This window comes from Paraburkholderia sp. EG287B (assembly GCF_040965595.1).
Taxonomy (GTDB): Bacteria; Pseudomonadota; Gammaproteobacteria; order Burkholderiales; family Burkholderiaceae; genus Paraburkholderia.
The window spans coordinates 198,441-220,766 of sequence record NZ_JBFRCG010000008.1 but is presented as its reverse complement, the minus strand read 5'-3'; the positions used below and the strand labels follow the sequence as shown (position 1 = coordinate 220,766).

23 protein-coding genes are annotated in these 22,326 nt (G+C 65.6%); 12 read left to right on the top strand and 11 right to left on the bottom strand.

The annotated features are described in order from the left end of the window. Position 1: 1 nt before the first annotated feature. The 5 genes from phnK to phnG are packed head-to-tail and all read right to left on the bottom strand — an operon-like array spanning position 2 to position 3,981. The gene (gene phnK, locus AB4Y40_RS16350; RefSeq protein WP_342919031.1) at positions 2-772 is read right to left on the bottom strand and encodes a phosphonate C-P lyase system protein PhnK; all 771 of its coding nucleotides are present in this window, start codon (positions 770-772) and stop codon (positions 2-4) included. After that, entirely contained in the window at positions 769-1,698 is a 930-nt protein-coding gene (locus AB4Y40_RS16345; RefSeq protein ID WP_368688597.1) for an alpha-D-ribose 1-methylphosphonate 5-phosphate C-P-lyase PhnJ, read from the bottom strand. The genes phnK and AB4Y40_RS16345 overlap by 4 nt, the downstream gene beginning before the upstream one ends. Further along, positions 1,695-2,825 carry a carbon-phosphorus lyase complex subunit PhnI gene (locus tag AB4Y40_RS16340; RefSeq protein ID WP_368688596.1) on the bottom strand — a complete coding sequence of 377 codons (1,131 nt, stop codon included), beginning with the start codon at positions 2,823-2,825 and terminating at the stop codon, positions 1,695-1,697. The genes AB4Y40_RS16345 and AB4Y40_RS16340 overlap by 4 nt, the downstream gene beginning before the upstream one ends. After that, a complete protein-coding gene (gene phnH / locus AB4Y40_RS16335) occupies positions 2,825-3,466 on the bottom strand; it encodes a phosphonate C-P lyase system protein PhnH (protein WP_342919028.1) in 642 nt (213 codons plus the stop codon). The genes AB4Y40_RS16340 and phnH overlap by 1 nt, the downstream gene beginning before the upstream one ends. Next, entirely contained in the window at positions 3,463-3,981 is a 519-nt protein-coding gene (gene phnG, locus AB4Y40_RS16330) for a phosphonate C-P lyase system protein PhnG (RefSeq protein ID WP_368688595.1), read from the bottom strand. Before phnG ends, phnH begins: the two co-directional genes overlap by 4 nt. 220 nt (positions 3,982-4,201) lie before the next feature. Here phnG and phnF point away from each other — a divergent pair, with 220 nt between their 5' ends. From phnF to AB4Y40_RS16310, 4 genes are all read left to right on the top strand, one after another. Continuing rightward, the gene (gene phnF / locus AB4Y40_RS16325) at positions 4,202-4,957 is read left to right on the top strand and encodes a phosphonate metabolism transcriptional regulator PhnF (RefSeq protein WP_368688594.1); all 756 of its coding nucleotides are present in this window, start codon (positions 4,202-4,204) and stop codon (positions 4,955-4,957) included. Next, a complete protein-coding gene (locus AB4Y40_RS16320) occupies positions 4,954-5,682 on the top strand; it encodes a DUF1045 domain-containing protein (protein WP_368688593.1) in 729 nt (242 codons plus the stop codon). Before phnF ends, AB4Y40_RS16320 begins: the two co-directional genes overlap by 4 nt. Then, on the top strand, positions 5,679-6,230 hold the full coding sequence (gene phnN / locus AB4Y40_RS16315) for a phosphonate metabolism protein/1,5-bisphosphokinase (PRPP-forming) PhnN (protein WP_368688592.1): 552 nt from the start codon (positions 5,679-5,681) through the stop codon (positions 6,228-6,230). Before AB4Y40_RS16320 ends, phnN begins: the two co-directional genes overlap by 4 nt. 125 nt (positions 6,231-6,355) lie before the next feature. Continuing rightward, the gene (locus AB4Y40_RS16310) at positions 6,356-7,276 is read left to right on the top strand and encodes a LysR substrate-binding domain-containing protein (RefSeq protein WP_368688723.1); all 921 of its coding nucleotides are present in this window, start codon (positions 6,356-6,358) and stop codon (positions 7,274-7,276) included. 59 nt (positions 7,277-7,335) lie between these two features. Here AB4Y40_RS16310 and AB4Y40_RS16305 read toward each other — a convergent pair whose 3' ends face one another. Then, positions 7,336-8,160 carry an IclR family transcriptional regulator gene (locus tag AB4Y40_RS16305; RefSeq protein ID WP_254353659.1) on the bottom strand — a complete coding sequence of 275 codons (825 nt, stop codon included), beginning with the start codon at positions 8,158-8,160 and terminating at the stop codon, positions 7,336-7,338. Between AB4Y40_RS16305 and AB4Y40_RS16300 the strand changes: the two genes are divergently transcribed. The 6 genes from AB4Y40_RS16300 to pcaF all read left to right on the top strand — a co-directional run bounded on the left by AB4Y40_RS16300 (position 8,159) and on the right by pcaF (position 14,156). Next, on the top strand, positions 8,159-8,461 hold the full coding sequence (locus tag AB4Y40_RS16300) for a hypothetical protein (RefSeq protein ID WP_368688591.1): 303 nt from the start codon (positions 8,159-8,161) through the stop codon (positions 8,459-8,461). The genes AB4Y40_RS16305 and AB4Y40_RS16300 overlap by 2 nt on opposite strands. Positions 8,462-8,818: 357 nt before the next feature. Continuing rightward, complete coding sequence (gene cyoA / locus AB4Y40_RS16295) at positions 8,819-9,712, top strand: ubiquinol oxidase subunit II (RefSeq protein ID WP_368688590.1); 894 nt, start codon at positions 8,819-8,821, stop codon at positions 9,710-9,712. Positions 9,713-9,717: 5 nt separating this feature from the next. After that, on the top strand, positions 9,718-11,727 hold the full coding sequence (gene cyoB / locus AB4Y40_RS16290) for a cytochrome o ubiquinol oxidase subunit I (protein WP_368688589.1): 2,010 nt from the start codon (positions 9,718-9,720) through the stop codon (positions 11,725-11,727). Beyond that, positions 11,727-12,338 (top strand): cytochrome o ubiquinol oxidase subunit III, encoded by a 612-nt coding sequence (gene cyoC, locus AB4Y40_RS16285; RefSeq protein WP_368688588.1) that lies wholly within the window; start codon positions 11,727-11,729, stop codon positions 12,336-12,338. Before cyoB ends, cyoC begins: the two co-directional genes overlap by 1 nt. Next, positions 12,339-12,659, top strand: coding sequence for a cytochrome o ubiquinol oxidase subunit IV (gene cyoD, locus AB4Y40_RS16280; protein ID WP_368688587.1), 321 nt, complete (start codon positions 12,339-12,341; stop codon positions 12,657-12,659). A 294-nt stretch (positions 12,660-12,953) separates the two neighbouring features. Beyond that, a complete protein-coding gene (gene pcaF / locus AB4Y40_RS16275) occupies positions 12,954-14,156 on the top strand; it encodes a 3-oxoadipyl-CoA thiolase (protein WP_368688586.1) in 1,203 nt (400 codons plus the stop codon). A gap of 97 nt (positions 14,157-14,253) precedes the next feature. Here pcaF and AB4Y40_RS16270 read toward each other — a convergent pair whose 3' ends face one another. Beyond that, positions 14,254-14,718, bottom strand: a complete 465-nt coding sequence (locus AB4Y40_RS16270) for a hypothetical protein (protein ID WP_368688585.1) — start codon at positions 14,716-14,718, stop codon at positions 14,254-14,256. A gap of 374 nt (positions 14,719-15,092) precedes the next feature. Between AB4Y40_RS16270 and AB4Y40_RS16265 the strand changes: the two genes are divergently transcribed. Then, positions 15,093-15,710 carry a hypothetical protein gene (locus tag AB4Y40_RS16265; protein ID WP_368688584.1) on the top strand — a complete coding sequence of 206 codons (618 nt, stop codon included), beginning with the start codon at positions 15,093-15,095 and terminating at the stop codon, positions 15,708-15,710. 92 nt (positions 15,711-15,802) lie between these two features. On the opposite strand, the gene gabD is transcribed toward AB4Y40_RS16265, so the two are convergent. Continuing rightward, positions 15,803-17,254: an NADP-dependent succinate-semialdehyde dehydrogenase gene (gene gabD / locus AB4Y40_RS16260; protein ID WP_133187796.1), complete on the bottom strand. Its 1,452-nt coding sequence runs from the start codon at positions 17,252-17,254 to the stop codon at positions 15,803-15,805. A 115-nt stretch (positions 17,255-17,369) separates the two neighbouring features. Beyond that, complete coding sequence (gene gabT, locus AB4Y40_RS16255) at positions 17,370-18,662, bottom strand: 4-aminobutyrate--2-oxoglutarate transaminase (RefSeq protein ID WP_368688583.1); 1,293 nt, start codon at positions 18,660-18,662, stop codon at positions 17,370-17,372. Between the two features lie 127 nt (positions 18,663-18,789). On the opposite strand from gabT, the gene AB4Y40_RS16250 reads away from it, so the two are divergent. Then, positions 18,790-20,427, top strand: coding sequence for a PLP-dependent aminotransferase family protein (locus tag AB4Y40_RS16250; RefSeq protein ID WP_368688582.1), 1,638 nt, complete (start codon positions 18,790-18,792; stop codon positions 20,425-20,427). A 24-nt stretch (positions 20,428-20,451) separates the two neighbouring features. Here AB4Y40_RS16250 and AB4Y40_RS16245 read toward each other — a convergent pair whose 3' ends face one another. Both AB4Y40_RS16245 and phnE read right to left on the bottom strand, forming a co-directional pair. Continuing rightward, positions 20,452-21,288 carry an EamA family transporter gene (locus tag AB4Y40_RS16245; RefSeq protein ID WP_368688581.1) on the bottom strand — a complete coding sequence of 279 codons (837 nt, stop codon included), beginning with the start codon at positions 21,286-21,288 and terminating at the stop codon, positions 20,452-20,454. A 156-nt stretch (positions 21,289-21,444) separates the two neighbouring features. After that, positions 21,445-22,326, bottom strand: coding sequence for a phosphonate ABC transporter, permease protein PhnE (phnE, locus tag AB4Y40_RS16240; protein ID WP_368688580.1), 882 nt, complete (start codon positions 22,324-22,326; stop codon positions 21,445-21,447).

Genomic DNA, 22,326 nt, shown 5'->3' with positions numbered 1-22,326 from the left:
CCTAGACCGGCAGCACGGATGCCACCAGCGTCTGCGTATAGGGGTGTTGCGGGTCGTCCAGCACCTGGTCGGTCAGGCCCGATTCGACCACCGTTCCGCCTTGCATCACCATCAAACGGTGCGCGAGCAGGCGCGCCACGCCGATGTCGTGCGTGACGATCAGTACCGAAAGATGCAGGTTGGTCGTGAGCGTGCGCAGCAAGTCGAGCAGGCGCGCCTGCACGGACACGTCGAGACCCGCCGTGGGCTCGTCCATGAACACGAGGCGCGGGCCCGTAACGAGATTGCGCGCGATTTGCAGGCGCTGTTGCATGCCGCCCGAAAACGCCGAGGGCAATTCGTCGATGCGCATGGCGTCCAGCTCCACGCGCTGCATCCACTGCTGCGCCGTGCTGCGGATTTGCCCGTAGTGGCGCGCACCGACGGCCATCAGCGGCTCGCCGATATTGGCGCCGGCCGAGACGCCCGCACGCAGCCCGTCGCGCGGATTCTGCTGCACGAAGCCCCATTCGGTGCGCGCGAGCAGGCGCCGGCGCGGCTCGGAAAGCGTGCGCAGGTCGAGCGTTTCGCCGTTCGCGCTCGTGTAGTGCAGCGCGCCCGAGTCGGACTCGGTGCGCAGCGCGAGCGTGTTGAGCAGCGTGGTCTTGCCCGAGCCCGATTCGCCGACGATGCACAGCACCTCGCCGGGATACAGGTCGAAGCTCACGTCGCGGCAGCCGTTGCGGCCGCCATACTGCTTCGTGAGCGATCTTGCGCTTAACAGCGGCGTCATGCGTTCTCTCCTGCTTCTTTCGTTGCGTGCGCATCGATCTGTTCGCGCCGGTCGTGGCAATAGTCGCTGTCCGAGCAGACGAACATGCGTTTGCCTGCGTCGTCGACGATCATCTCGTCGAGGAAGCTCTCGCGCGAGCCGCACAGGGCGCACGCGTGCTCCCAGCGCTGCACTTCGAACGGATGGTCGTCGAAGTCGAGGCTCTTCACCGGCGTGTACGGCGGAATCGCGTAGATGCGGCGCTCGCGGCCCGCGCCGAACAGCTGCAGCGCGGCGTTCATATGCAGCTTGGGGTTGTCGAACTTCGGAATCGGCGAGGGCGACGTGAGATATCGGCCGTTCACGGTCACCGGGTAGTCATACGTCGTGGCGATGCTGCCGTGCTGCACGATGTCCTCATAAAGCTTCACGCTGATGAGGCCATAGTCGGCCAGCGCATGCAGCTTCTTGCATTCGGCCACGCGCGGCTCGAGCCGGAACAGCGGCTCGGGCATCGGCACCTGGTACACGAGGATCTGCTTGTCCGTGAGCGGCGTTTCGGGAATGCGGTGCCGCGTCTGGACGATCGACGCCTCGCTCGTGCGGCGCGTGGTGGCCACACCCGTGGTGCGCGCGAAGAAGCGGCGGATGTTCACGGCGTTCGTGGTGTCGTCCGAGCCCTGGTCGATCACCTTGAGCGTGTCCTTCGCGCCGATGATCGCCGCCGTCACCTGGATGCCGCCCGTGCCCCAGCCATACGGCAGCGGCATTTCGCGCGAGGCGAACGGCACCTGGTAGCCCGGCACGGCGACGGCCTTGAGGAGCGCGCGGCGCAGCATGCGCTTGGTCTGCTCGTCGAGGTAGGCGAAGTTGTAGCCCGAGACGGCCTGCGTTTCGTGCGACGCGACTTCGGCTGCGGTGGATTGCAAGGTATCGGGCGCGTTCATGCGGCCTCCCTGTTTTGCGCGTCGGCATCGGTGCCGGTGCCGGTGCCGTTTTCGTGCTGCGCGCGCAGCTTGCGCACGAGTTCCAGCTCGGCCTGGAAGTCCACGTAATGTGGCAGCTTCAGGTGTTGTACGAAGCCCGAGGCTTCCACGTTGTCGCTGTGCGAGAGCATGAATTCGATGTCCTGAGTCGGCGAGGCGATCGTCTCGCCCAGCTCCTCGGCGCGCAGCGCGCGATCCACCAGCGCCATCGCCATGGCCTTGCGTTCCGCGTGGCCGAACGCGAGACCGTAGCCTTGCGTGAATTGCGGCGGCACGTCTTTCGCGCCCGCGAACTGGTTGATCATCTGGCACTCGGTCAATTCGATCTCGCCGATTTCCACGGCTTCATCGAGTTCGTCCAGCATCATTTCTACGCACACCGAACCAAAGCGGATCTCGCCCGCGAACGGGTGCGAATGCGCGTAGCCGCGCTGCGTCGCATAGCCCATCGCGAGCAGGAAACCCTCGTCGCCGCGTGCGAGATTCTGCAGGCGCACGGTGCGGTCGGCGGGGAACGCTAGCGGTTCGCGCGAGAGGTCGCCGGGCTCGCGCGCCTGCGGCGAGCGCGTTTCCTGCTCGATCAGGCCTTCCTTGTCGAGCAGGGAGACCACGCGCGGCATCGCTTCTTCAGGCGGGGTTGCTCGCGGCGCCTGGGGCGCGGCGCTCGCGGCATCGTCGCCTTCGGCGAGCAGCGCGAAGTCGAGCAGGCGCTGCGTGTAATCGTAGGTCGCGCCGAGCACCTGGCCGCCGGGCACGTCCTTGAAGGTCGCGGAAATGCGGCGCTCCACCACCATGTTCTCCGTTTCGACCGGCTGCGTGTAACCAAAACGCGGCAGCGTGGTGCGATACGCGCGCAGCAGAAAGATCGCTTCGACGAGATCGCCGGCGGCCTGCTTGATCGCGAGCGCGGCAAGTTCCTCGTCGTAGACCGAACCTTCGGCCATCACACGCGCCACGGCAAGACGCATCTGTTCGCGGATCTGCGCGACGCTCAGCTCGGGCACGCGCGTATCGCCGCGGCGCGCCTCGTCGAGCAGACGCCACGACGCTTCGATCGCGCGCTCTCCACCTTTGACGGCGACGTACATCAGTGCATCTCCACGAGAGTGGTGCGCGGCAGGCCCATCAGGCGGTCGCCGCACACGAGATAGAAGTCGATGCCGCACGGAAAGTGCGGCGCGAGGGCGGCGCGTTCGCGCCAGAAGCGCTCGGGCAGGCCGACGGGCGCGATGCTGCAGGTCGTTTCGATGCCGGGGCCGCGCAGCGTGAGCGGTGCGCCGCCGGCGAGCGAATCGACGCGCACGAACACCGTGGCCGACTGCTCCGGCGACTCGGGCGTGCCGCTCGCGAAGGCGTCGAGCGGCGGCAGGGCGGCGGCGTCGTGCACATAGGCGAACGCGGCTTCGCGCGCTTGCTGTGCAAGCGGCGCACCTGCGTGAAAGCGCAGCGCGGCCGCGAGTGCGGCGTCGGGCTGAGCGAGCCACACCGGCGTGGCGTAGTCTGCGAGTGCGAGCAGCGAGGCGAAGGCGGCGAGGCCGGCGCGCGCGGGGGACGCATCCGCCGCCGTGGCCGCCGGCAACGGGGTTTCGACCACGCCGATCGTGCCGGGGCGCGCGAGCGCGTCGAGCAGCGTGCGGAACACCGTCTGCGTGTCGTGAACCGGATCGCCGAAGCCCGGCGCGAGCGCCGCGAGCAGATCGGGCGTCATGGCATTGCGTTGGTCGCTCATGCGTCACCTCGAACCATCGTGAAGAACTCGACCCGCGTGCTGGCGGCGTCGGCGCGGCGCGCGTCGCGCTGTGCGGCGAGACGCGCGGCGAGCGGCTCGATCAAGCTGGCGTGCAACTGGTCGTGGCGCGCGGGGAGCTGCAGCAGCGCGTCGGCGAGCGCGGCCAGCTCGGCGCGACGCTTGTCGCGGCCCAGATGGCAGGCCACGCCGACCGGGCCGGACTGGCCGGCATCGCCGCCTTCGGTGCGTTCAGTGCTTGAGGCGCGCAGGCGCAGCGTGGCGCGCGTGACGGTGGCTTCGCCCAGATTGAAGGCGTCGCCGGTGCCGCCAATGCGCCCGCGTACCATGGCCAGTCCGGTTTGTGGCGGACGCAGCCAGTCGAAGGCGGGCTCGGGCGCACCGGCGAGCGCGGCGCTCAGCGCCGCTTCAAGCTCGGCGCGCGGGGTATGCGCGAGAACGGCCATCCATGCGCGCCGGCTCGCCGGTGCGGAGGATGGGGTGGAGGAAGCGTTCATCGGAGTTCCTGTGTCGTGAACGGGGGAGAACGGACATGGCAACTGCGCCTTTCGAACAGCCTTGTCTGGACCTCGATTGAACCATCTATTCATCTAAACGTCTAGACGTTTAGTGGTACAGTCGTCCAGTTCGGACGCAATGAAGGTTTTCATATTTCCATCACGCCCTGCGCACTACAATGCACAAAACGCTATTGGAACCGAGAGGAATGACAGCACCATGACATCGAACGACGAGGCGCCGTCCAGTCTGCTTGAGCGCGGCGCGGGTGTGGCGGTGTGGCGGCAGATCGAGCAGATCCTTGCGGCCGAGATCGCCGCGAAGGGCTTCGGCGAAGACGGCCGGCTGCCTAGCGAAGGCGAGCTTGCGCGCCGCTTCGACGTGAACCGCCACACGGTGCGGCGCGCGATGCTGGGTCTGGCGGCGTTGGGGCTCGTGAGCGTGGAGCAGGGGCGCGGCACCTTCGTGCAGCCCGGCGCGATCGACTACACCATCGGCAAGCGCACGCGTTTTACCGAGAACCTGAAGCGCCATCAGCATTCTGCGGCGGGCAAGCTGCTGTCGTCCTCGCGTGGCAAGGCCGACCCCACGGTCGCCAAGGCCCTGGGCCTGCGCGCGGGCGCGCTCGTCTACCGGCTCGAAACGCTGCATGAATCGGACGGCGTGCCGCTCACTTACGCGCGCAGCTGGTATCCCGCCGCGCGCTTCGCCGATTTGCCCGTGGTCATGGAGCGCGTCGACAGCACGTCGAAGGCGCTCGCCGAATTCGGCGTGACCGACTATCTGCGCAAGTGGAGCCGGATCGGCAGCGTGCTGCCCGAGGCCGAGGTGGCGCGGCGCCTGAACATCAACCGGCAGCAGCCGGTGCTGTGGGTCGAAAACGTCGACGTCGACCTTGATGGCGTGCCGATCAAGTACGGCATCACGCACTTCGCCGCCGACCGCGTGCAGCTGATGGTGGAGCACGACATATGAGCGTGCTGCACGAAGACTGGAACGAAGCCACGCGCTTCGCGCTTTACTATGCGCCGCCGCGCGAGTCGACGTGGTGGCGGGCGGGCTGCGCGTGGCTTGGCCGCGATCCGGAGACGGGCGACACCCTCGCACCGCCGTCGTGGCTCGCAGGCCTGGCGCAGCCGCTGGAAACGCTCACGGTCGCGCCACGCCGCTACGGCTGGCACGGCACCCTCGTGCCGCCGTTCCGTCTCGCGCCGGGCGTGACGCCAGCCGCGCTGCTGGCCGCCGCGCAGCAGTGGGCGCAGGGGCAGGCGCGCTTCGAAGCCAGTGTCGAAGCAGCGCTGCTCGGCCGCTTCGTGGCGCTGCGCCCCGCCGACGATGCCGCTGAAACCGCGCTGCGCGAGCTGGCCGCCAACGCACTGCGCGCGCTCGGCTCGCTGCGCGCCCCGCAAACGCCCGCCGAACTCGCGAAGCGCCTCGACGCGCCGCTCACGCAGCGTCAGCGCGTTTATGTCGAAACATGGGGCTATCCGTACGTGTTCGAAGAATTCCGCTTTCACATGACGCTATCCGATTCGCTGAACGACGCGCACACGTGCGCGCAACTCGTCGATGCCTGGAACAGGCAGATGCACGATGCCAACCCGCTGCCGGTGGACGGCGCGGCGCTCTTCGTCGAGCCCGGGCCGGGCGCGCCATTCGCGCTGTGGCGCCGCTTGCCGTTCGCGGGGGGCCGCGCATGAAGGGCGGCCTGATCTACGTAATGGGGCCTTCGGGCGCGGGCAAGGACACGCTGCTGCGTTACGCGCGCGAGCGCCTGTCCGGCGAAGACGTCGTCTTCGCGCATCGCTACATCACGCGCGAAGACAGCGGCGGCGAGAACCACATCGCACTCACCGAGGCCGAATTCGAGGCGCGTTCGCAGCGCGGCCTGTTCGCGTTGCAATGGCGCAGCCACGCGCTGCGCTATGGCGTGGGCGTGGAGATCGACCAATGGATGGCGCTTGGCTGCACCGTCGTGGTGAATGGTTCGCGCGCCTACGCGGGCGAGGCGTTCGAGCGCTACCCGCGCATGACGCTCGTGCATGTCGAGGCCGCGCAGCACGTGCTCGCTGCGCGCCTCGCTTCCCGGGCGCGCGAAACGCCCGAGCAGGTCGCGCTGCGTCTCGCGCGGCGCGCGCCGTTCGAGGTGCCGTCGGGCGCCGCGTTCGCGCGCATCGACAACTCGGGGCACCTGGAGGAGGCGGGCGGGGCGTTCGTCAAGCTCGTACTGCAGGTGGCGGCCGGATAGTCTCGGCGCCGTCCTCGAGCACCGCTTAACAGCCGCTTGAGGGCTCGAACGGGCCGGGGGATTTTTGGTTGGGTGCGGTTGCCGTGAGAAGATGCAGGCGACCCGAGAACTCAATGAGAATGCCCTTGGACCGTTTCCAGGAGATGCAGATTTTCACGCGCATCGTCGACCGCCGCAGCTTCACGCAGGCGGCCGAGGATCTGAACCTGCCGCGCGCGACGGTCACCAACTCGATCAAGCGTCTCGAAGCGCGCCTCGGCGTGCGCCTGCTCGAACGCACCACCCGCCAGGTCAAGCCGACGCTCGACGGCGACGCCTACTACCAGCGCTGCATGCGCCTGCTCGCCGACCTCGAGGAAACCGAGGAGGCGTTTCGCGACACCGATCCGCAGGGGCGCTTGCGCGTGAACATGCAGGGCACCCTCACGCAGTATTTCGTGATGCCGCGCCTGCCCGACTTTCTCGCGCGCTATCCGCGCGTCGAGCTTTTCATCGGCTCGGGCGACCACTTCGTCGATCTCGTGCGCGAGGGCGTGGACTGTGTGCTGCGCGCGGGCGAGCTGGCCGACTCTTCGATGATCGCGCGGCGCGTGGCGCTGCTCGAGCAGGTGACCTGCGCGAGCCCCGCGTATCTCGAACGGCATGGCGACCCGGGGTCGATCGAGGCACTCGCAGGCACGCACGCGGACAATCCGGGCCGGCCCGGCCATCGTGCCGTGAATTATGTTTCGCCGGCCACGGGCCGCGCGCTCCCGCTCGAATTCACGACCGCCGACGGCATCGCCCGCGTGACGCTGCCGGGTCCGGTGGCCGTCAACGGCGCCGAACTCTATGCGGCGGGCGCGCTGGCGGGGCTCGGCATCGTGCAGGTGCCGCGCTACCGCGTGCGCGACCTGCTCGCCAACGGCGAACTGTGCGTCGTGCTGCCCGCTCATCCGCCGCCGCCTTTGCCGGTCTCGGTGCTGTATCCGCAGAACCGCCAGTTGTCGCTGCGCGTGCGCGCTTTCGCCGACTGGCTCGTACAGGTGTTTGCCGAGGTTGCCTGAAACGGCTCGAGCACGCCGGGGCGGTTCGCCCGGTCGCGCCCGGTTGCGGTCAGTTGCCTTTACGTGCGCCGCGCGACCATGCCGGACACACGCGCCGCGGCTTGCTGAAGCGGATCGAGGAAGGTCTTCACCATCTGCTTCGCCGAGGTGCGCTGCGCGTTGCCGCTGATGTTCATCGCGGCGATCACGCGGCCCTGCCGGTTGCGGATCGGCGCGGAGATCGAGATGAGCCCGCCTTCCAGTTCCTGATCGACGATGGCCCAGCCCTGCTGGCGCACCTGGGCGATGATCTTCTTGAGTTCGCCGACGTCGGTGACCGTGCGCCCCGTATGCGCATAGAGCGGCGAGGAGCCGAGCGTTTCGTCGAGTGCGGCGTCGTCGAGCGAGGCGAGCAGCACGCGCCCCATGGAGGTGCAGTAGGCGGGCAGGCGGCTGCCGATCGAGAGGTTGATCGTCATGATCTTGTGCGTGGGCACGCGCAGCACATAGACGATCTCGGTGCGGTCGAGCACGGCCGCCGAGCAGCTCTCGTGCACTTCCTGCGACAGCTCTTCCATGACCGGCTCGGCGAGATTCCAGAACGGCATCGACGTGAGGTAAGCGAAGCCCAGATCGAGAATGCGCGGGGTGAGGCGAAAGAGCCGTCCCTCGGCTTCGACGTAGCCGAGCGTCTGCAGCGTGAGCAGAATGCGGCGCGCCCCGGCGCGCGTGAGGCCCGTGGCAGCGGCGACGTCGGTGAGGGTCTGCTCGGGATGCTCGGCGTTGAACGCGCGGATCACCGAAAGCCCGCGCGCGAACGACTGCACATAGGAGTCGCCCGGTTTTTCGGGAATCTCCTGCTGGTCGGCGGAGCGGTCTGGCGAGGCACTGGAAGCAGAATTCATGGGCGTGGCGTTCGGTCTTGCTGCGGCGCTTGAAGAACCTATCAAGATAACCCAAGCGATCGGTTTCGCCAACAAGCGGCAAAGGCGGCGAGGGCGAGGCTGGCGCACACTTTCGCGGCAGGGCGCCCGCGTCGACATCGATAGTGCCGCGTGGCATGACATGCGTCAAATGCGCGCGCCAGATCATTCGATATTCAGTTATTTGATTATAGTCAATTCATTGTGGCCAAAAAATGATTGTCGTGTGAATCGATTGTTAAAAAGCCGAATATCGACGGGGCCCGAATTTACAAAGAAATAAAAGTGATGTCGAAATTCGAATGAATCGGCGCATTTTTCGACCATTCTTCGATTGTGCCGCGCGCGTATCTTCGCGCCCTGTCTTCGCGTGCACGCGCGCTGTCCATCACGCCGAAACCTTCACACAGTAAGTGTTTGCGCGGTGAAAGCTATTGGAAAGATATTTGCGGCTTTCCGTCGCGCTCGCCTGGGCGAGCTTTGTCCCGCTGGCTAATCCTTAGCAAAGATCAAATTTTGAGATTGGTGCATTCCGTAGAATCGCGCTGAATACGATACGGGTGCATTTTGCGTGGCGAATTTGCGATGCAAATGTGTTGGGTGTTACGCGTTTTGGTGGACAACGGAAGAACAGGCAAACATGAAAGACAGAAAAGCCTTTAAAAGGTGGTTAATCCCCCTCGGCAGCGGGCTGCTCGTTTCTCTTGCGGGGTGCAGCGGCAATTTTGCCGTGCTGGACCCGAAGGGCAGCGTGGGCGCGGCCGAGAAGTCGCTCATCCTCACGGCCACATGGGCCATGCTGCTGGTCGTGGTGCCCGTCATCATCCTGACGCTCCTGTTCGCGTGGCGCTACCGCGCCTCGAACCGCAACGCGACCTACGCGCCGAAGTGGGCCCACTCCACGGCGATCGAAGTGGTGGTCTGGGCCATTCCGGCCGCGATCATCCTGTTCCTCGCCATCCTCACGTGGCGCACCTCGCACGAGCTCGACCCCTACAAGCCGCTGGAGTCGAGCGTGAAGCCCATCAACGTCGAGGTCGTCGCGCTCGACTGGAAGTGGCTCTTCATCTACCCCGATCTCGGCATTGCCTCGGTGAACCAGCTCGCCGTGCCGGTCGGCACGCCGGTCAACTTCCGCATCACGTCGGACTCGGTGATGAACTCGTTCTTCATCCCGCAGCTGGGCACCCAGGTCTACGCCATGGCGGGCATGCAAACGCGTCTGCACCTGATCGCCGACGAAGCGGGCGATTTCGACGGTCTCTCGTCCAACTACAGCGGCAAGGGTTTCTCGGACATGAAGTTCCGCACGCTCGCCACGAGCCAGCAGGACTTCGACGCGTGGGTGCAGAAGGTGAAGACGTCGTCCATCCAGCTTTCGATGGACGAGTACGCAACGGTCGCGAAGCCGCAGGAGAAGGCGCCGGTGCAGTACTTCTCGACCGTCGACCCGAAGCTCTTCAATAACATCATCGCGAAGTACAACAACGGGCACGTCACGAATTTCGACCCGTCCTGCGTGACCAAGGGGTAAGCAGCATGTTCGGAAAACTCACATTAGAGGCGATCCCGTTCGATCAGCCCATCATCATGGGCGCGGCGGCGTTCATGGCGCTGATCGTCGTCGGCGTGCTCGGTCTCGTTACCGTGACCGGCAAGTGGAAGTACATCTGGACCGAGTGGCTCACGAGCGTGGACCACAAACGCATCGGCGTGATGTACATGATCGTGGCGGTGCTCATGCTCGTGCGCGGCTTCGCCGACGCGGTCATGATGCGTATCCAGCAGGCCATGGCGTTCGATTCGCCCGGCTATCTGCCGCCGCATCACTTCGACCAGATCTTCACGGCGCATGGCGTCATCATGATCTTCTTCATGGCGATGGCGCTCATGGTCGGTTTCTTCAACCTCGTCGTGCCCCTGCAGATCGGCGCGCGCGACGTGGCGTTCCCGTTCCTGAACTCGCTCTCCTTCTGGATGACGGCGATCAGCGCGATCCTCATCAACCTCTCGCTCGTGATCGGCGAGTTCGCGAAGGTGGGCTGGCTCGCGTATCCGCCGCTCTCTGAACTGCAGTTCAGTCCAGACGTGGGGGTGGACTACTACATCTGGTCGGTTCAGCTCTCCGGTGTCGGCACCTTGATCACGGCCGTGAACTTCTTCGTCACGATCATCAAGATGCGCGCGCCCGGCATGACGCTCATGAAGATGCCCGTGTTCACGTGGACGGCGCTGTGCTCGAACGTGCTCATCATGGCCACGTTCCCGATCCTCACGATCGCGGTCGCGCTGCTCGGCCTCGACCGCTACGTCGGCACGCACTTCTTCACGAACGAGCTTGGCGGCAACGCCATGCTGTATCTGAACCTGATCTGGGCGTGGGGCCACCCCGAGGTGTACATCCTCGTGCTGCCTGCGTTCGGCATCTATTCGGAAGTGATGGCCACGTTCTGCAAGAAGCCGCTGTTCGGCTACAAGACGATGGTCTACGCCTCGTGCGCGATCATGGTGCTGGCGTTTCTCGTGTGGGCGCACCACTTCTTCACGATGGGTGCGGGCGCCGACGTCAACGCGTTCTTCGGTATCGCGACGATGATCATCGCCATTCCCACCGGCGTGAAGATCTTCAACTGGCTGTTCACGATGTATCGCGGCCGCGTGCACTTCACCGCACCCGTGCTCTGGACCGTCGGCTTCATGGTGACGTTCTCAATCGCCGGCATGACGGGCGTGATGCTCGCGATTCCGGGCGCGGACTTCGTGCTCCACAACTCGCTCTTCCTGATCGCTCACTTCCACAACGCGATTATCGGCGGCGTGGTGTTCGGCTACCTCGCCGGCCTGCAGTACTGGTTCCCGAAGGTGTTCGGCTTGAAGCCCAGTGAAAAGCTCGGCAAGGCGTCGTTCTGGTGCTGGTTCGTCGGCTTCTACGTGGCCTTCGTGCCGCTCTACGTGCTCGGTTTCATGGGCGCCACGCGTCGTACCAACCACTACGACGTGCCCGAGTGGCATCCGTACTTCGTCGTCGCCGCCATTGGCTCTGCGATCATCGCGCTCGGCATCGTGTTCCAGGTCCTCTTGTGGGTCATGGCCTTCGTGAACCGCAACAAGGCCGCATGCAAGGACGTGACCGGCGATCCGTGGGACGGCCGCACGCTCGAATGGGCAACGTCGTCGCCGCCGGCGGTCTATAACTTCGCGGTCATTCCGCATGTGGACGACATCGACGCTTTCGCGCACATGAAGGAAACGGGCCGCGCTCCGGGCCTCGCCGCGAAATACAGTGACATCCACATGCCGTCGAACACGTCGGCCGGCCTCTTCATCGGCGTGTTCAGCCTCGTGCTGGGTTTCGCGGCCGTGTGGCACATCACGTGGCTGGCGGTGCTTGGGTTCATTGGCGTCGTGCTGACGGTGATCCTCAAGAGCTTCGGCAACAACGACGGTTATTACATTCCGGCCGCGAAGGTCCGCGAGATCGAAGAAAGCCGCTTTGGCACCGGCGCCGCCGTGGCCAAGCGCGACCTGGTCGCCGAGGAGGCAGTCTGATGTTACAGAAAACCAATGCGGCAACCCTTGCCGAACTCGATCACCACGATCACCCGCAGTCGCACTCGGTATTCGGCTTCTGGGTCTACCTGATGACCGACTGCCTGCTGTTCGCGGCGCTGTTCGCCACGTTCGGCGTGCTGAGCCAGCAGTTCGCGGGCGGCCCCACGGGCAAGGACCTGTTCGATATTCAGGGCGTGGCGCTCGAAACGGCCGTGCTGCTGCTTTCGAGCATCACGTACGGCTTCGCGATGCTCGGCGCGCACCAGCGCAAGAACGGCGTGGTGCTCGGCTGGCTCGCCGTCACCTTCATTCTGGGTGCGTCGTTCCTCGTGCTCGAACTGCGCGAGTTCTCGCACCTGATCGCCGAAGGCGCCGGCCCGCAGCGCAGCGCGTTCCTGTCGTCGTTCTTCACGCTGGTCGCCACGCACGGGCTGCATGTGTTCTTCGGCCTGCTCTGGATGCTCGTGATGATGATCCAGGTGGTGCGCACGCGCGAACTGGGCGAGCAGGAAGTCCGCCGCCTCACGTGCCTGAGCCTCTTCTGGCACTTTCTCGACGTCGTGTGGATTTGCGTGTTTACTTTTGTCTATCTCGGGAGCGTGCTCTAAATGGCTCAAACTCATGCAGAGTTGCACGGCAGCCTCGGCAGCTATGTGGCGGGCTTCATTCTTTCGGTGCTGCTTACCGCTGGCGCATTCGGCGTCGTACTGCACGGTACGCTCGATGCCACCACGGCCATGATCGTGATCGCGGTGCTCGCTTTCGTGCAGGTGGTCGTGCACCTCGTGTTCTTCCTGCATCTGAACACGTCGCCGGGGCAGGGCTGGAACGTGCTGTCGCTCGCGTACACGGTGCTGGCCGCCGCGTTCCTGATCTTCGGCACCATCTGGGTGATGCACAACGTCGGCGCGCTCATGATGTCGCGTTAAGCGTTCGCCTCACTGGCTGGCGCCTCGCGCCCGCCTGAACTCGCGAAGCCGCACCGGCACCCGGCCTGTGCGGCTTTTTCGTTTTTGGAGCCAGGTCCGTGTGCTTGACACTCGTCCCAGGACGCGCCTATTATGGCCGTCAAATTGTTCGATTAACGATCATCGGTTCGACAGTCGAACAAATCGCACGAGGACGTGCGCGTTCGATCTGCCATTTTCGCCCGCGCAGTCCGTCAATCTCAATCATCTTTGCATGGGATCGCATCAAGTGCCTGCGATCGAAAGGAGACTCACATGACGGAAGCATTCATCTGCGACGCGGTTCGCACGCCTATCGGCCGCTACGCGGGCGCCCTTTCCCAGGTTCGCGCCGACGACCTCGGCGCCGTGCCGCTCAAGGCGCTGATGGAGCGCAACAAGGACGTGGACTGGACGGCGATCGACGACGTCATTTACGGCTGCGCGAACCAGGCGGGCGAGGACAACCGTAACGTCGCGCGCATGTCGTCGCTGCTGGCGGGCTTGCCGCAGGCCGTGCCGGGCTCGACGGTGAACCGCCTGTGCGGCTCCGGCATGGACGCCGTGGGCATTGCCGCGCGCGCGCTCAAGTCGGGCGAAACCGGGCTGATGATTGCGGGCGGCGTGGAGAGCATGAGCCGCGCGCCGTTCGTCATGGGCAAGTCGGCGAGCGCCTTTGCTCGCGACGCCGCGATCTACGACACGACGATTGGCTGGCGCTTCGTCAATCCGCTGATGAAGCAGCAGTACGGCGTGGACTCGATGCCGGAAACGGGCGAAAACGTCGCCGTCGACTACAACGTGAGCCGCGCCGATCAGGATGCGTTCGCGGTTCGCAGCCAGCAGAAGGCCGCTCGTGCACAGGCGGATGGCACGCTCGCGCAGGAGATCGTCGCGGTGACGATTGCGCAGAAGAAGGGCGATCCGATTGTTTTCTCGCGCGACGAGCATCCGCGTGAGACGAGCCTCGAGGCGCTGGCCAAGCTCAAGGGCGTCGTGCGCCCGGATGGCTCGGTGACGGCTGGCAACGCTTCGGGCGTAAATGACGGCGCTTGCGCGCTGCTCCTCGCCAACGAGGAAAACGCGAAGCGCTTCGGGCTCGTGCCGCGTGCGCGCGTGCTCGGCATCGCGACGGCTGGCGTCGCGCCGCGCGTGATGGGTATCGGCCCCGCGCCGGCTACGCAGAAGCTCCTCGCGCGTCTGAACATGACCATCGACCAGTTCGATGTGATCGAGTTGAACGAAGCGTTTGCTTCGCAAGGGCTCGCCGTGCTGCGCATGCTCGGCGTTGCCGATGATGATCCTCGCGTCAACCCGAACGGCGGCGCGATTGCGCTTGGGCATCCGCTCGGCATGAGCGGCGCGCGGCTCGTGACGACCGCCACGTATCAGCTGCATCGCACGCAAGGGCGCTTTGCGCTTTGCACGATGTGTATCGGCGTGGGGCAGGGGATTGCGATCGCTATCGAGCGTGTCTGATATCTGGTCGCCCTGAATTGAAAAAGCCGCGGATCGATTTGCTCCACGGCTTTTTTGTTTTGCTGCGCGCCCTCGTCTTCCCTTGTGGGGCTCTCGTTCAGGTTGGGTCGCCTGCGTGCGGTTGCGACGGCAACGCCGAACGGTCTGCCGCCCGCGCAAGGCCCTTGTCGCGGTCGGCCGAGATGTGGCTGTTCGTTTCGCTCAAGCCCCTCTCGCTCATATGGCTCGCCGACCTGCCGTCCGCATGCAAACTGTGGCCGCGTGCGTGATGCCCCGCCCGGTCGCCCGCTCGGGCCAGCCCCCTGTCACGGTCCGCCGAAACGTGGCTGTTCGTGTTGCTGAATCCCACATGGCTCATATGGCCCAGCGACATCCCGTCCATGTGGCCAACATCCGAGTGTCCAACGCCGACGCCCGCACCCGGTGCGGCGCCATTGCCATTTCCGCCGCCGTTGCCGCCGCCGCTACCGCCACCATTGCCGCCGCCGTGCGCGTAAGCCGTAACCGATGCGCAAGCCAGCACGCAGGCCGCTGCTGCAATGATCGTTCGTGCTTTCCTCACTCTCGTCTCCCCCAGGACTTTCGACGCGTCGATTGTATGAGCAGCGTCGATCGCCGGGTGTGCCCCATGTGTAATCGTCTGTAAGTGCTGTATCGAGTCTGTCCTGCAGATGCAGTTGGCAACGCCACGCAAAGAGCAAGCATTTCGCGCCTGGCAACAATTGCGCGATCTGTTTCAACCCACAATCGCACAAGAATTTGCGCCTCAGCAAACCCCTCGGCAATCAGCCGTATTTGTTGGCGGTAACTTGACCCGCTTCCGGCCAGGTAGCGTCCGCGCTTTAAAAGCCGCGCGTAGAATCGGCCGCACTTCGGCGCCACACGCCGATGCAAATACGGCAATCAGTTCAAACCCGTTTGACGAGGAGAATGTGAATGACGAAAGCAGCGATTCTGGCGGCGGCATGGGTGGTGGGCGTTGGCCTTTCGCAGGGGGCGTTTGCGCAAAACGACGCGCCTGCTTCGGCGCCGCAGGGACAAACCGCGCTCACCAGCGCGGCGCAGGAAGTGATTGCCAACGCAGAGCCGGTGCATATCCACGCGAAGATCGTCGGCATCGATCGCGCTGCGCGCGTCGTCACGCTGCGGGGGCCGCGCGGCAATGATGTCGATATCGCGCTCAGCCCGCAGGTCAGCAACTTCGACCAGCTCAACGTGGGCGACACCGTCGACGTGCTCTACAAGAACGCGCTCCTCATGACGGCCGAAAAGGTAACGGGCAAGGACAAGGGTATTCGCAAGCGTGTGGATACCAACGTGTATCTGCCCGCGTCGTCGGGCTACGACGCCGCGCGCCAGGTCGAAGTCCAGGCCACGGTGCAGCATATCAACGCGAAGAAGCGCGAGGTGACGCTGCGCGGCGCGTATCAGACCGTCACGCTGCAAGCCACGCCCGATATCGACCTCAAGACCCTGAAAGTCGGCGACACGGTTCACGCCGTGTTCGTTTCCGCTTATGCGACGCAGGTGACACCGGTTGCCGCCACGCAGTAAGCGCGCAAAAAAAAGGCCGGCGCATCGCGGCGCCGGCTTCTTGTTACGATCCGAACGGGCGCCTCAGAAGGTGCCCGTTTTTCGTCTGGTCGTTACATGCCCGCCATGCACATGTACTTGATCACCACGTAGTCGTCCACGCCGTAGTGGGAGCCTTCGCGGCCCAGGCCGGACTGCTTCACGCCGCCAAACGGCGCGACTTCGTTCGAGATCAGGCCGGTGTTGATGCCCACCATGCCATATTCGAGCGCTTCGGCCACGCGCCACACGCGGCCGATGTCGCGGCTGTAGAAGTAGGCGGCGAGGCCGAACTCGGTATCGTTCGCCATCCTGATCACTTCTTCATCGGACGAGAAGCGGAACAGCGGCGCGAGCGGCCCGAAGGTTTCGTCGCGCGCCACCTTCATCGCGGGTGTGACGCCGGTGAGGATGGTCGGCTCGAAAAAGCCGTGGCCGAGCGCGTGGCGCTTGCCGCCCGTGGTCACCTGAGCGCCTTTGGCGAGCGCATCTTCGATATGCGATTCCACCTTCAGCACGGCCGCTTCGTTGATGAGCGGGCCTTGCGTCACGCCCGCCTCCGTGCCGAGGCCGACCTTGAGTTTTTCCACCGCGTCGCGCAGTTTGGCCGCGAACGCGTCGTACACGGCGTCGTGCACGTAGAAGCGGTTCGTGCACACGCAGGTCTGGCCGCTGTTGCGATACTTCGAGGCGATGGCGCCGGCGACGGCCGCATCGAGATCGGCGTCTTCGAACACGATGAACGGCGCGTTGCCGCCCAGTTCCAGCGAGACTTTCTTGACCGTCGAGGCGCACTGGCTCATGAGCAGGCGGCCCACCGGCGTCGAACCCGTGAACGAGAGCTTGCGCACCGTGGGGTTGCTCGTGAGCTCGCCGCCAATTGCCTTCGGGTCGCCCGTCACGACGCTGAACACACCGCGCGGCACGCCCGCGCGCTCGGCCAGCACGGCCAGCGCGAGTGCCGAGAACGGCGTAGCTTCGGCGGGCTTGAGCACGATCGGGCAGCCAGCCGCGAGCGCGGGGCCGACCTTGCGCGTGATCATCGCGGCGGGGAAATTCCACGGCGTGATCGCGGCGCACACGCCCACGGGTTCCTTCGTCACGACGATGCGCTTGTCGTTGGCGGGCGTGGGGATCGTGTCGCCGTAAATACGCTTGCCTTCCTCCGCGAACCATTCGAGGAACGATGCGGCGTAGCCGATCTCCCCCTTCGCCTCGGCGAGCGGCTTGCCTTGTTCCGTGGTGAGGATGAGCGCCAGGTCGTCGGCGTTTTCCATCATCAGGTCGTGCCACTTGCGCAGGATGACGCTGCGCTCCTTCGCGGTCTTCGCGCGCCAGGCGGGCCAGGCGGCGTTCGCGGCGGCGATCGCGCGGCGCGTTTCGGCGGCGCCCATGCGCGGCACCGTGCCGATGACCGCACCGGTGGCGGGGTTCTTCACTTCGAACGTGGCGCCGTCTTCGGCGCCTTGCCATTCGCCGTTGATAAAGGCGCTGGTTTGCAGCAGCGATGCGTCTTTCAGATTCATGCTTGCACTCCGGACTGACTTCGATTCATTTAGAACGACGAACGGCACAGCGGCAAGCGCCGGTGTGCCGTTTCGCGGATGGCCCGCTGCTCGCGGGCCAGCAGGTGGTGGAGGCTTACGCCGGCACGCCCACGGCTTCCTTGACCGACTCTTCGAGGATCGCGAGCGCTTCGTCGAACACGGTGTCCTGGATCGTCAGCGGGAACAGGAAGCGCACGACGTTCGAGTACACGCCGCACACGAGCAGCAGCAGACCGCGGTTCAGCGCGGCGGTCTGCACGCGCTTCGTGAAGTCGGCGTCGGCTTCGTTTGTGCCCGGCTTGCAGAACTCAACCGCGTTCATCGCGCCGGGGCCGCGCACGTCGGCGATTTGCGGCACGTCGGCCTTCATCGCGTTGAGCCTGGCCTTGAGCTTGTCGCCGAGTTTCGTGGCGCGCTCGCAGAGCTTTTCTTCTTCGATGATCTCGATCACCGCGTGCGCCGACGCCACGGCCAGCGGGTTGCCCGCGTACGTGCCGCCGAGACCGCCGGGCGCTGCCGCGTCCATGACTTCCGCGCGGCCCACCACGCCCGAGAGGGGCATGCCGCCTGCCAGGCTCTTGGCGATCGTCATGAGGTCAGGCGTGACGTCGTAGTGTTCCATCGCGAACAGCTTGCCGGTGCGCGCGAAGCCCGTTTGCACTTCGTCGGCGATCAGCAGGATGCCGTGCGTGTCGCAGATCTTGCGCAGGCCGCGCACGAAGTCGGCCGGTGCCTGGTAGAAGCCGCCTTCGCCCTGCACCGGTTCGAAGATGATCGCGGCGACGCGCTTCGGATCGATGTCGGCCTTGAACAGCATCTCGATGTGCTTGAGCGAGTCGGCCGTGCTGATGCCGTGGACCGAGTTCGGGTACGGGGCGTGGTACACGTCGGCCGGGAACGGGCCGAACGCGAGCTTGTAGGGGGCGACCTTGCCCGTGAGCGCCATGCCCATCAGCGTACGGCCGTGGAAGCCGCCCGCGAAGGCGATTACGCCCGGACGGCCCGTGTGGGCGCGAGCGATCTTGACGGCGTTTTCGACGGCTTCGGCGCCCGTCGTGAAGAAGGCGGCCTTCTTGGCGAAGCTGCCCGGCGCGCGCTGGGCGACCTTTTCGGCCAACGAGACGTACGACTCGTACGGCACGATCTGGTAGGCCGTGTGCGTGAACTGGTCGAGCTGCGCCTTGATGGCGGCGACGATCTTCGGATGGCGGTGGCCCGTGTTGCACACGGCGATACCGGCGGCAAAGTCGATGAAGCGGCGGCCTTCCACGTCCCACAGCTCCGCGTTTTCGGCGCGCTCGGCGTAGAAGTCGCACATCACGCCCACGCCGCGCGGGGTAATGGCGTTCTTGCGGCTTTGCAGATCGGCGTTCTTGCTCACGTTCATCTCCTGTGGAATCGGTGTCAGTTCTGAAGTTGGCTGGCGGACCGGCAAGCAGTCCATGTCGCGACTATACTCACGTTTGGCTCTAATTTTCAGAGCCATTCAGTGCAATCTTTAGGAGCCAATTTAGATGGGTGCGAGTGTTCTGTCTGATTGGCTGGCGCAACGGCTCGACCGCGGCAGCGCCCAGCCGGTGTACCGGCAACTGCACAAGCTGTTGCAGCAGGCGATCCTGTCGCGCGAGCTGCCGGCCGGGGCGCGGGTGCCGTCGTCGCGCCTGCTGGCGGCCGAACTGGGGATTGCGCGCAATACCGTGACCCAGGTCTACGAACAATTGGTGCTCGAAGGCTATGTCACGTCGGCGACGGGGCGCGGCACTTTCGTGGCGGACACGTCACCCGACGAGATTGTCGGGGCGACGGAAATTGGCTCTATGCAAACGCGGAAAAATAGCCGCGAGTCAGGAGCCGTGCTGCCTGCGGGAGACGTTGCAACTAACAGCTCCCGCGCGCAGGGCACGGAAACGCCTGCTGCGGGGGCACCCGCAGCCGCTGCGACAAGCGGACTGGAAGCCGCCACGCTGGCGCAGCGCCCCATAGCGCGCGCACTCTCGGCACGCGGCACGCGCCTGATTACCAGCGCGGGCGTATCGAAGCGCCAGGGCGGCGCGTTCATGCCCGGCGTGCCCGATGTCTCCCGCTTCCCCGCGCGCGTATGGACCCGTCTGCACAACAAGTACTGGCGCAGCCTGCGCCCGGACCTGCTGACCTACGCGCCCGGCGGCGGTCTCGCGCTGCTGCGCCACGTGCTGGCCGACTATCTGCGCACCTCTCGTTCGGTGCGCTGCTCGCCGGAGCAGATCATCATCACGACAGGTATTCACCAGTCCATCGACCTTGCCGTGCGTCTGCTCTCCGACCCCGGCGACACCATCTGGACCGAAGACCCCTGCTACTGGGGCGTGCGCAGCGTGCTGCACGTCTCGGGCCTCAATACGCGACCGATCGCCGTGGACAGCGAAGGGCTCAACCCGTCGGCCGGCGACTTCGCCGCGCCGCCGCCGCGGCTCATGCTCGTCACGCCTTCGCACCAGTACCCGCTCGGCATGGTGATGAGCCTCGCACGCCGGCGCATGTTGCTCGAGTACGCGCGCCAGCATCAGTGCTGGATCATCGAGGACGACTACGACAGCGAGTTCCGTTACGGCAGCCGTCCGCTCGCGTCATTGCAGGGGCTCGATACGGCAGGGCAGGTGATCTACGTGGGCAGCTTCGGCAAGACGCTGTTTCCGGGCCTGCGCGTGGGTTATCTCGTCGCGCCGGAAGCGCTGGCGGAAAGCTTCGCGACCGCGAGCGCCGAGCTGTATCGCGAGGGGCAATTGCTGCAGCAGGCTGTGCTCGCAGAGTTCATCGCCGAAGGGCACTTCACCTCGCATATCCGCAAGATGCGTGCGCTCTACGGCCAGCGCCGCCAGGTGTTGCTGGACGCCGTTGCGCGCCGCTACGGCGACGCGTTGCCCGCGATTGGCGGCGACGCTGGCCTGCACGTCGTGATGCAGCTGCCCGAGGGCAGCGACGACCGCGCCGTGGCCGAAGCCGCGCTCGCGCGCAATATCGTGGTGCGGCCGCTTTCGGGTTATTACTCGTCGCGCGGGAGCGCGAACCCGGGCTTGCTGATCGGCTATGCCTGCGTGCCCGACGAGGAGATCGCGCCGGCGTTCGACACGCTTGCCGAGGCGATCGATACGACCTTACCCGCATTCGTGTGAGCGAAGCCGTCGCGACGGCTTCGCTCACAGCCGGATCAGCACCGCCCCGCAAGTCACGAGCGCGCACGCCACCATGCGGCGCGCCGTGAGCTTCTCGTTCATGAAGAGCCAGCCGATCAGCACGGCGAAGATCGACGAGAGTTCGCGCAGCGCGGAAACCATCGCGATAGGCAAATAGCGGAACGCCTCGATCACGAGGCAATACGCCGTGAGCGCGAGCACGCCCGCGAGCATGCCGCGCGCGACCGCGGACTTCGACGTGAACATCCGCGCCGCGCCGCCGCGCAGTTTGCAGACCACGAGAAACTGCGGGACGTTCCAGAGCAGATACACCCACATGATGTAGCTGATGCCGTTGCCGGCGAGGCGCGCGCCGAGGCCGTCGACGACCGAATACATCGCGATGAAAAGGCCCGTGAGCAGCGCGTATGGCACGCTCTCGCCCGAAAAGCGCATGCCGCGCCGGAAGGCGAGCGACATGATGCCGAGCGATACGAGCGCGACGCCGGTGGCCGCGAGCGCATGCAGGTCTTCGTGCGCGAACACGAGCGCGCCCCCGAATACGAGCAGCGGCGAAAGCCCGCGCGCGATCGGGTAGATCTGCCCGAAGTCGCCGCTGCGATAGGCGCGGATCAGCGTGAAGCAGTACACGAACTCCAGCACCACCGAAGCGGCGATATACGGCCAGCTCGCCTGCGCGGGCAGCGGCAGCACGCACACGGCGATCGCGCTCACGACGATGTACGGCACCGAGAACATGCCGAGCAGCCAGAGGCGGTCGCCCGAAAGATGGAGGAAGGCGTTCCAGCTCGCGTGCATGAGTGCCGAGAGCAGGACCAGCAGAACGACGAAACTGGCCATCGGGATTGCGAATCGAATGGTGTGTTGGAGACGCGGGCCGTTGCGGCCGCAATCGTGTGATTATTCCAGCGAACGCGTGTGGGCGCAGAAATAGGGAAAAGCCGCGCGAGCCGTGGTTGGGTTTCTATTCGGCTCGCGCGGCTTTGGGGGAACGCGTCAGATCACGCGCGCGCGCAGTCTTGCGGAGATGAGATCGATGGCCGTGACGACGACGATCACCATGATGAGCACGGCGCTGGTCTGCTGATAATCGAACGAGCGGATTTCCTCATACAGCACGACGCCGATGCCGCCAGCGCCCACCATGCCCACCACCATCGCCGAGCGCACATTCGACTCGAACCGGTAGAGCGCATACGAGATCCACAGCGGCATGACCTGGGGCAGCACGCCGTAGATGATCTCGTCGAGCGGCGAGGCGCCCGTCGCGCGCACGCCTTCCACGGGGCGCGGGTCGATGGCTTCCACCGCTTCGGCAAAGAGCTTCGCGAGCACGCCGGTGGTGTGCACCCACAAGGCGAGCACGCCGGCGAACGGCCCGAGGCCCACGGCCACGATGAAGAGCATCGCGAACACCATCTCGTTGATGGCGCGGCATGCGTCCATCAAACGCCGCACGGGATGCAGCACCCACGCGGGCGCGAGATTGTGCGCCGACATGAGCCCGAACGGCACCGCGCAGACGATGGCGAGCGCCGTGCCCCACAGCGCCACCGCGAGCGTGACCCACATTTCGTGGGCATACGTGCGCCATTCCGAGAAGTTCGGCGGGAAGAAGCCGCGCGCGAACGTGCCCATGTTCGCAGAGTCGGTGAACAGGTCGAGCGGGCGCATGTCGGCGCCTTGCCACGCCACGCCGAGCAGCACGAACACGATGGCCCAGAGCGCGAGCGAGGACCAGCTGCGCTTGCCTGCCAGGCCGCTCGCCGCAAGGGCGGCCGCTTGCGGCGCGGCGGCGACGTTGGGCGCCGCCGCCGGCCCGGCAGCGGGCCTTGCGGCTTCTGACTGCGGCACGGCGCGTGAGCTGTCGAAATCCAT

What these genes read in the sequence shown, in the direction of transcription:
- phnK (WP_342919031.1), bottom strand. Translation starts at nt 772, where the DNA reads ATGACGCCGCTGTTAAGCGCAAGATCGCTCACGAAGCAGTATGGCGGC.
- AB4Y40_RS16345 (WP_368688597.1), bottom strand. Translation starts at nt 1,698, where the DNA reads ATGAACGCGCCCGATACCTTGCAATCCACCGCAGCCGAAGTCGCGTCG.
- AB4Y40_RS16340 (WP_368688596.1), bottom strand. Translation starts at nt 2,825, where the DNA reads ATGTACGTCGCCGTCAAAGGTGGAGAGCGCGCGATCGAAGCGTCGTGG.
- phnH (WP_342919028.1), bottom strand. Translation starts at nt 3,466, where the DNA reads ATGAGCGACCAACGCAATGCCATGACGCCCGATCTGCTCGCGGCGCTC.
- phnG (WP_368688595.1), bottom strand. Translation starts at nt 3,981, where the DNA reads ATGAACGCTTCCTCCACCCCATCCTCCGCACCGGCGAGCCGGCGCGCA.
- phnF (WP_368688594.1), top strand. Translation starts at nt 4,202, where the DNA reads ATGACATCGAACGACGAGGCGCCGTCCAGTCTGCTTGAGCGCGGCGCG.
- AB4Y40_RS16320 (WP_368688593.1), top strand. Translation starts at nt 4,954, where the DNA reads ATGAGCGTGCTGCACGAAGACTGGAACGAAGCCACGCGCTTCGCGCTT.
- phnN (WP_368688592.1), top strand. Translation starts at nt 5,679, where the DNA reads ATGAAGGGCGGCCTGATCTACGTAATGGGGCCTTCGGGCGCGGGCAAG.
- AB4Y40_RS16300 (WP_368688591.1), top strand. Translation starts at nt 8,159, where the DNA reads ATGGGCGTGGCGTTCGGTCTTGCTGCGGCGCTTGAAGAACCTATCAAG.
- AB4Y40_RS16305 (WP_254353659.1), bottom strand. Translation starts at nt 8,160, where the DNA reads ATGAATTCTGCTTCCAGTGCCTCGCCAGACCGCTCCGCCGACCAGCAG.
- cyoA (WP_368688590.1), top strand. Translation starts at nt 8,819, where the DNA reads ATGAAAGACAGAAAAGCCTTTAAAAGGTGGTTAATCCCCCTCGGCAGC.
- cyoB (WP_368688589.1), top strand. Translation starts at nt 9,718, where the DNA reads ATGTTCGGAAAACTCACATTAGAGGCGATCCCGTTCGATCAGCCCATC.
- cyoC (WP_368688588.1), top strand. Translation starts at nt 11,727, where the DNA reads ATGTTACAGAAAACCAATGCGGCAACCCTTGCCGAACTCGATCACCAC.
- cyoD (WP_368688587.1), top strand. Translation starts at nt 12,339, where the DNA reads ATGGCTCAAACTCATGCAGAGTTGCACGGCAGCCTCGGCAGCTATGTG.
- pcaF (WP_368688586.1), top strand. Translation starts at nt 12,954, where the DNA reads ATGACGGAAGCATTCATCTGCGACGCGGTTCGCACGCCTATCGGCCGC.
- AB4Y40_RS16265 (WP_368688584.1), top strand. Translation starts at nt 15,093, where the DNA reads ATGACGAAAGCAGCGATTCTGGCGGCGGCATGGGTGGTGGGCGTTGGC.
- gabD (WP_133187796.1), bottom strand. Translation starts at nt 17,254, where the DNA reads ATGAATCTGAAAGACGCATCGCTGCTGCAAACCAGCGCCTTTATCAAC.
- gabT (WP_368688583.1), bottom strand. Translation starts at nt 18,662, where the DNA reads ATGAACGTGAGCAAGAACGCCGATCTGCAAAGCCGCAAGAACGCCATT.
- AB4Y40_RS16250 (WP_368688582.1), top strand. Translation starts at nt 18,790, where the DNA reads ATGGGTGCGAGTGTTCTGTCTGATTGGCTGGCGCAACGGCTCGACCGC.
- AB4Y40_RS16245 (WP_368688581.1), bottom strand. Translation starts at nt 21,288, where the DNA reads ATGGCCAGTTTCGTCGTTCTGCTGGTCCTGCTCTCGGCACTCATGCAC.
- phnE (WP_368688580.1), bottom strand. Translation starts at nt 22,326, where the DNA reads ATGGATTTCGACAGCTCACGCGCCGTGCCGCAGTCAGAAGCCGCAAGG.